This window comes from Pedococcus sp., from assembly GCF_036554925.1.
In the GTDB taxonomy this organism is placed as follows: Bacteria; Actinomycetota; Actinomycetes; order Actinomycetales; family Dermatophilaceae; genus Pedococcus_A.
Genome location: NZ_DATBMI010000154.1, coordinates 1 through 7,186 on the forward strand (window position 1 = coordinate 1; position 7,186 = coordinate 7,186).

Annotated in this window: 6 protein-coding genes and 1 pseudogene; 3 read left to right on the plus strand and 4 right to left on the minus strand. The window is 72.5% G+C overall.

The window, feature by feature from the left end; all coding sequences use genetic code 11:
- Positions 1–42: 42 nt before the first annotated feature.
- The 4 genes from galE to VIB11_RS12460 all read right to left on the minus strand — a co-directional run bounded on the left by galE (position 43) and on the right by VIB11_RS12460 (position 4,463).
- On the minus strand, positions 43–1,059 hold the full coding sequence (gene galE, locus VIB11_RS12445; RefSeq protein ID WP_332031549.1) for a UDP-glucose 4-epimerase GalE: 1,017 nt from the start codon (positions 1,057–1,059) through the stop codon (positions 43–45).
- Positions 1,060–1,084: 25 nt separating this feature from the next.
- Complete coding sequence (locus VIB11_RS12450; protein WP_332031550.1) at positions 1,085–2,740, minus strand: substrate-binding domain-containing protein; 1,656 nt, start codon at positions 2,738–2,740, stop codon at positions 1,085–1,087.
- 125 nt (positions 2,741–2,865) lie between these two features.
- Positions 2,866–3,270 carry a hydroxyphenylacetyl-CoA thioesterase PaaI gene (gene paaI, locus VIB11_RS12455; RefSeq protein ID WP_332031551.1) on the minus strand — a complete coding sequence of 135 codons (405 nt, stop codon included), beginning with the start codon at positions 3,268–3,270 and terminating at the stop codon, positions 2,866–2,868.
- A complete protein-coding gene (locus VIB11_RS12460) occupies positions 3,270–4,463 on the minus strand; it encodes a 3-hydroxyacyl-CoA dehydrogenase NAD-binding domain-containing protein (protein WP_332031552.1) in 1,194 nt (397 codons plus the stop codon). The genes paaI and VIB11_RS12460 overlap by 1 nt, the downstream gene beginning before the upstream one ends.
- Positions 4,464–4,523: 60 nt before the next feature.
- Between VIB11_RS12460 and paaN the strand changes: the two genes are divergently transcribed.
- The 3 genes and pseudogenes from paaN to VIB11_RS12475 all read left to right on the plus strand — a co-directional run.
- Positions 4,524–6,245, plus strand: a complete 1,722-nt coding sequence (gene paaN / locus VIB11_RS12465; protein ID WP_332031553.1) for a phenylacetic acid degradation protein PaaN — start codon at positions 4,524–4,526, stop codon at positions 6,243–6,245.
- 109 nt (positions 6,246–6,354) lie between these two features.
- On the plus strand, positions 6,355–6,741 hold the full coding sequence (locus VIB11_RS12470; protein WP_332031554.1) for a phage holin family protein: 387 nt from the start codon (positions 6,355–6,357) through the stop codon (positions 6,739–6,741).
- A 116-nt stretch (positions 6,742–6,857) separates the two neighbouring features.
- A pseudogene (locus tag VIB11_RS12475) lies at positions 6,858–7,186 on the plus strand (aminotransferase); the annotation flags it as partial.

The following is a 7,186-nucleotide window of genomic DNA, read 5'->3' on the forward strand; positions in this document are numbered from 1 at the left end:
CTGCTCCCGCCCTGCTCGTTCCTGCGCGGGCAGCGCCGCGCTTCAGTCGAGGTAGCCCTGCGGGTTCGCGCTCTGCCAGCGCCACTGGTCGGCGCACATGTCGTCGATGGTCCTCGTCGCACGCCAGCCCAGCTCGGCCTCGGCGCGGGACGGGTCGGCATACGAGGCGGCGATGTCGCCGGGACGCCGCCCGACCACCTCGTAGGGGAGCTCGTGGCCGCAGGCGCGCTCGAACGCGTGCAGCACCTCCAGCACGCTGGTGCCCCGCCCGGTGCCGAGGTTCCAGGTCGAGACGGGATCGTCGGTCGTGGCCAGCCGGTTGAGGGCTGCGAGGTGCCCGGCGGCGAGGTCCTCGACGTGGATGTAGTCGCGCAGCGCCGTGCCGTCGGGGGTGTCGTAGTCGTCGCCGAACACGCGCAGCTTCTCGAGCTTGCCGACCGCGACCTGGGCGATGAAGGGCATCAGGTTGTTGGGGATCCCCTGCGGGTCCTCGCCGATCGTTCCCGAGGCGTGCGCACCGACCGGGTTGAAGTACCGCAGCAGGGCGATCCGCCAGCTCGGCTCGGCCGCCGCGACGTCACGCAGGATCTGCTCGATCATCACCTTCGTCCAGCCGTACGGGTTGGTCGCCGAGGTGGGCAGGTCCTCGCGCATGGGGACCGGTGCGTCGGCGCCGTAGACGGTCGCCGACGAGGAGAAGACCAGCTTGTCCACGTGGTGGCGCCGCATGGCCCGCACCAGCGAGAAGGTCGCCCCGAGGTTGTTCTCGTAGTACTCCAGCGGCTTCTCGACGCTCTCGCCGACCGCCTTGAGGCCGGCGAAGTGGATGACGGCGTCGATCTTCTCGTGGGCGAACAGGTGCTCGGTCTTGTCGCCGTCGCACAGGTCGAAGGCGTGGACGGGCAGGTGCTTGCCCGTCAGGGCCTCGAGCCGGTTGACCACCGTCGGCTTGGCGTTCGCGAAGCTGTCGACGATGACGACGTCATGGCCCGCGGCCACGAGCTGGACGACGGTGTGGGATCCGATGTACCCGGCACCGCCGGAGACGAGAACGCGCATGGGCACACCGTACTGGCCCGCCCGCTCAGCGGTTGCGGGTCATCAGCGCCTCGATGAAGACGGTCGTGATGTCCTTCGGGTCCCTGGCCACGTAGCTGGCGCCGCCGGCGGTCCTGGCGATGGTGGCCAGGGTCTTGGCGTCCGTCTGGTCACCGAGCCCCACGAGGACCACCCGCACAGGCCGCTTCGGGTCCTTCTCCTCCTCGAGCGCGCTGAGGAGCTGCTGCAGCGACAGGCCGCTGCGGTCGTCGTTGACACCGTCGGTCATCAGGACGACGGAGTTGACGTAGCCCGGCTGGTACGAGGCCTTGACCGAGCGGTAGGCCGCGAGGAGCGAGTCGTACAGGCCGGTGTCGCCCTCCACCGTGTCGACCATGCGGGCGAACTCCTTGCCCAGCGCGTCCTTGTGGGTGCCACCGCCGGTCCTGGCCGTCAGCGTCCGGATCGGCTGGAGCTCCCGGTAGTCCTTGCCCGGGCCGTCCCGGTCGGTGGAGAACTCCCAGAGCCCCACCTGCGAGCTCTGCGGGAAGCTGTCGAGAGCCGTCACCGCGGCCGCGCGCGCGAGCTCGATGCGGCTCCGCGTCCCCGCCATGGCCCGCATCGACCCCGACACGTCCATCACGGCGAGCATCCTCATGTCGGTCCGGACGGCGGTCCACAGGCCGAGCGCGGACCCCCGCTCGGCGGCGGGCAGGGGCTTCAGCATGCGGACCGGACCGCTCGGGATGCCTGCGACTCGCGGCGACCCGGAGCCGCCCGGCGCCCGGAACCCCGCTGCGGCGAGGTCCTCGGCGCCCCGCTCGGAGCGCACCTGCTCCAGCACGCGGTTGACGAGCTCCTTCTTCTTCGGGATCAGCCCGGGTGCGGTCGCCCAGGGGTAGTCGAGGGCGGCCGTGCCCTCCGCGGGGATCACCGCGGCGAGCGAGGCGTCGGGGTTCTCGTGGTTGAACCTCGCCACCGCCTGCTCCGAGGCGGGGAAGGCCGGGGACGCGGCCGGCTTCTGGGCGTAGGTGCCGAAGAGCTCCGACTCCGAGCCCGCTGCCGTGCGTGACAGGCGGATCATGGTGCCACCGGAGATGGTCCGGGTCGCCTTCTTGTCCCCGAGGACCGAGTGCACGGTGAACAGGGCGAGCCGACCCGTGGCGTCGGCCTCGGGGTCGGCCATCCGGACCGGGATCGGGCCGCTGAGCAGCGTCCGCCACTGCGGCTTGGCCGAGCCGACCCTCGCGGCGTGCTGCTGGGGGAGGGCCACGACGATGGGGCTGCTCGCCACCGACTCGGTGGCCGTCCACGCCTCGTCGGGCTTGGCCGCCCGCAGCTGCTCCAGCCACAGGGTGGAGTCCGAGACCCACGCGTCCGGGCCCTCCCCTCCGGCGATCGCCGCGGCCACGGCTGCGGGGGCCGCGGACTGGACCGCGTAGTCCGCGCAGGCTCCGGACTCGCTGGCCCGGGCGGCTGCGTCGCGCACGACGCCCACGATCTGCTCGGCGACCGAGATCGTGACCGGGGTGCGCGGACCGCAGTCCGAGAGGGGTGTGGCGTCGGGCCACAGCATCGTGACGGGCACGGCGGCCAGCGCGGCAGCAGCGACGCCGGCCACGACGACGGTGCCACGGCTTGCGGGTCGCGCGACGGGCAGGGCGCTCCTGCGTCGGGTCCTGGGGGCGGTGTGCCGTCCCATAGGTCTCCCTGGGGTGGTGCGGGCAAAACGGTCTGGCCAGGCCCCCCTCGTCCGGGCCGCCGATCAGTATGGGGTGCCGGGGGCCGACAATGGAAGTCGAGACTTTGCCCGGGTTTGTCCGGTCTTTACCGGCTGCTGAGGGTCCGGGACCGGCCGCGGAACTCCGCGATGACGGCTCCGTCCTCCTCGCGGGTGACCGTGACATCCGTGATGCCGCTGCGCCCGTAGGCCGTTCGTACCCGCGCCTCGGCCACCAGGGTGTCGCCGCGCCGGGCCGCCGCCACGAACGTGATGTCGGCCCCGGCCGCCACGGTGGTCTGGCCCCTGCTGTTGCACGCGAGCGCGAACGCGGAGTCCGCCAGGGTGAAGATGTAGCCGCCGTGCGCGATGTCGTGGCCGTTGACCATGGCGTCGGAGACGACCATGCGAACCTCGGCATGGTCGGGCTCGATGACGGTCGCGTCCATGCCCAACGCCCGGGACGCCTCGTCGTCGGCCCACATCCGGAGCACGTGCTCGAGGGAGCCCATCAGTCCTGCCCCTCCCGCAGGGCCGGGCTCGGGCGGTAGCGCCCCCCCGGGAACGCGCGGTCGAGGGCGGCGAGCTGGTCCGCCACGGCGGCATACCCGATCTCCCGTCCCCAGGCGATGGGGCCCTTCGGGTAGTTGGTGCCGAGCGTCATCGCCGTGTCGACGTCCGCGGCGGTCGCCTCGCCGCGGTGGACGAGGTCGACCGCCTCGTTGACGAGCATGGCGAGGGTGCGTGCCACCGGGTTCGTCTCGATGGGGCCCTCGAGCAGCTCGGCGAGGCGCTGCTCGTCGGGCTCGGCGCCCAGGGCCGCGCCGTCCGCGGCGTAGCGGTACACGCCCCGGCCGGTCTTGCGGCCGAGGTGTCCGGCGGCGACGAGCTCCTGCTGCAGCGACGTCGGCTCGTAGCGGGGATCACGGTCGGTCTGCTCCCACACGCTGGTGCCGACGGCGAGGTTGACGTCCTGCCCGATGAAGTCGGTGAGCTCGAGCGGGCCCATCCGGAAGCCCGCCGAGCGCAGGGCTGCGTCGAGGGTGGCGGCGTCGGCCACGCCGGCCATGAGCATCCGCTGCGCCTCGCCGTAGAACGGCCGTGCCACGCGGTTGACGATGAACCCCGGCGTCGACGTGCACCGCACCGGCGACTTGCCCCAGGCCCGCATGAGCTCCGTCGCGTCGTCGAGGACGTCCCGTCCCGACTCCGCGCCGCGCACGACCTCGACGAGGCGCATGACGGGAGGCGGGTTGAAGAAGTGCAGCCCGATCACCCGGGCGGGGTCGGGTATGCCGTCCGCGATCGCCGTGATGTCGAGGCTGGAGGTGTTCGTGGCAAGGACGGCGTCGGCGGGCTGCGTCCGGGCGAGCCGGGCGAAGAGGTCGCGCTTGGTCGCGAGGTCCTCGCGGACCGCCTCGACCACCAGGGCGGAGCGTGGCAGCCGCTCGACGGTGTCGGCGGTGCTGATCCGCTCGACGACCTCCTCGAGCTGCGCCGAGCTCAGCCTCCCCTTGGCCTCGAGGCGCTGCAGGCTCCCGATGATCCGGGCCACGGCGTCCTCGGCGGCGCCGGTGGCTGCGTCGACGAGGGCCACGGGGTGCCCGGCAGTCGCGGCGACCTGGGCGATGCCGGCGCCCATGGCGCCCGCCCCCACCACCGCGACGGGGACGTCGTCCGGACTCGGGCTCGTCAGCGTCGGCATGTGACACATGGTGGCATTCGCGCTGCCCGGCTGTGAGACGGCCGTGGCTACGATGGCCGCGTGACTACGGCAACGACGCCCACCCACCCGCTGGTCGAGAAGCACTCCTCGGCGCTCGACGAGGCCGCCGCCGCGCTGGCGGCCCGCTCGTACTACTCGCGCTACCCCGAGTCCCCGTCCCCCCGCGTCTACGGCGAGGGCGCCGCGGAGCGGGGCACGGCGGCATACGAGGCCCACCTGCAGAAGCCGTATGCCGCGCTGGCCGACCAGCCCGGCGACGGCACGACCGTCGGCGACGAGGTCTCGCCCTACGGCCCGGCCCTGGGCGTCACCTACCCCCATCTCGACGTCGACGGTGCGATCGCCGCTGCCGAGGCCGCCCTCCCGGCCTGGCGTGACGCCGGTGCCAGGGTGCGTGCCGCGGTCTGCCTCGAGATCGTCGACGCCATCAACCAACGCTCCTTCGAGATCGCGAACGCCGTGATGCACACGACCGGCCAGCCGTTCGTCATGGCGTTCCAGGCGGCCGGACCGCACGCGCAGGACCGCGCCCTGGAGTCGATCGTCGCCGGACTCGTCGAGCAGGAGCGGGTCCCCGGGTCGGTGCTCTGGGTCAAGCCCGGACGCGCCAAGGACGGCAGCGACGCCTCGATCCGGATGCAGAAGGACTACCGGGTCGTGCCGCGCGGCCTCGCCCTGGTCATCGGCTGCAACACCTTCCCGACGTGGAACGGCTACCCCGGCCTGTTCGCGTCGCTGGTCACCGGCAACCCGGTGGTGGTCAAGCCGCACCCCCGCGCGGTGCTGCCGCTCGCGATCTCCGTCGACGCCGCGCGCTCCGTGCTGCGAGAGGCCGGCTTCGACCCCGCGCTGGTGCAGCTGGCCGCGGAGGCCGACGGCGAGGGCCTGGCGAAGACGTTGGCCGAGCGCGACGAGGTGCGGATCATCGACTACACCGGCGGGCCCGGCTTCGGCGCCTGGCTCGAGGAGAACGGCGCCGCCCGGGGGCAGCTGGTCTACACGGAGAAGGCCGGCGTCAACACCGTCGTCGTCGACTCCACCGACAACCTGCGCGGCACCCTCGGCAACCTGGCGTTCTCCCTGGCGCTGTACTCCGGCCAGATGTGCACCACCCCCCAGAACATCTACGTCCCGCGCGACGGCATCGACACCGACGAGGGGCACCTGTCGTTCGAGGAGTTCGGCGCCCGCCTCGGGGCAGCCGTCTCCAAGCTCACCGGCGACGACGCCCGGGCCGTCGAGCTGCTCGGTGCCACGGTCAACGAGGGTGTGCGGGCCAGCGCCCGCGGCCTCGCCGCCCTGGCCGAGGAGGCGGGGGGCACGGTCGTGCTCGACTCCCGCAGCGTCAGCCACCCGGCGTACCCCGACGCGGTGGTGCAGGCGCCCGGCCTGGTCGCGCTCGACGCCAACCGCGAGGACGTCTACACCCAGGAGTGCTTCGGCCCGGTGACCTTCCTCATCGGCACCGCGTCGACGCAGCAGTCGCTGGCGCAGTTCCGTGACACGGTCCGCGAGCACGGCGCCATGACCGCGTCCGTCTACTCCACGCAGGAGGGGGTGCTCGACGCGGCGCGCGAGGCGGCGGCCGACGCGGGCGTCGCCCTCTCGGAGAACCTCACCGGCCCGGTCTTCGTCAACCAGACCGCGGCGTTCTCGGACTACCACGGCACGGGGGCCAACCCGGCCGCCAACGCGGCCTACGTCGACGCCGCCTTCGTCGCCAGCCGGTTCCGGGTGGTCACGAGCCGCCGGCACGTCTGACCCCGCACCCAGGTGCCTGGCCCACGGGCGCCACGCACCAGGTCACAGCGCCCCGCCCGGGCCGACGCGAATCCGGGCGGGGCGGTGGGCGTTCTGCCACCATGACGCCATGAGGTCCATCGCGATCAAGATCGGTGTCAACGCCGTCGCCCTCTGGGTGGCGGCGCTCGTCATTCCCGGCATCCACCTCGGGGAGGACGCCGACCAGCTGAGCAACCGGCTGCTGACCATCCTGCTCGTCGCCCTGCTGTTCGGTGTCATCAACGCGTTCGTCAAGCCGATCGCGATGCTGTTCTCGCTGCCCTTCATCATCCTGACGCTGGGCCTGTTCACCCTCGTGGTCAACGCGCTCATGCTCGAGCTCACCTCGGGCCTCTCGCACGCCCTGGGTCTCGACTTCGACGTCGAGCACTTCTTCTGGGACTCCGTGCTCGGCGCGCTCGTCATCACGCTGGTGTCGATGATCCTCAACCTCCTCCTGCCCGACGGCGACTGAGGGGTGCGCCGCCCGGCCCGAGTGCGGCCTGGCATCGCCGCGTGACCTGGTGGGAGCACCTGCTCTGCGCCGGCGGCTGGTCGGGCACGTCGACAGCGAGCCCATACAGTGACCCCATGAGCGAGGAGCCCATGAACGACGCCACGAACCCTGCCGGACGGCCTGCGGGCGGGGTCCACCTGCGCAGCGCCCTCACCCAGGTGCCCGCCTACGTCCCCGGCAAGCCCGCAGCACCGCGCGAGGGCATCACGGCCTACAAGGTCTCCTCGAACGAGAACCCGTACCCGCCGCTGCCCAGCGTGCTCAAGGTCGTGCAGGACGCCGCCACGGCGATCAACCGCTACCCCGACATGGCCGTCACCGAGCTCACCCAGGCCCTGGCCGACACCCTCGGGGTGCCGGTCGAGCACATCGCGACCGGCACCGGCAGCGTCGGCGTGCTCGG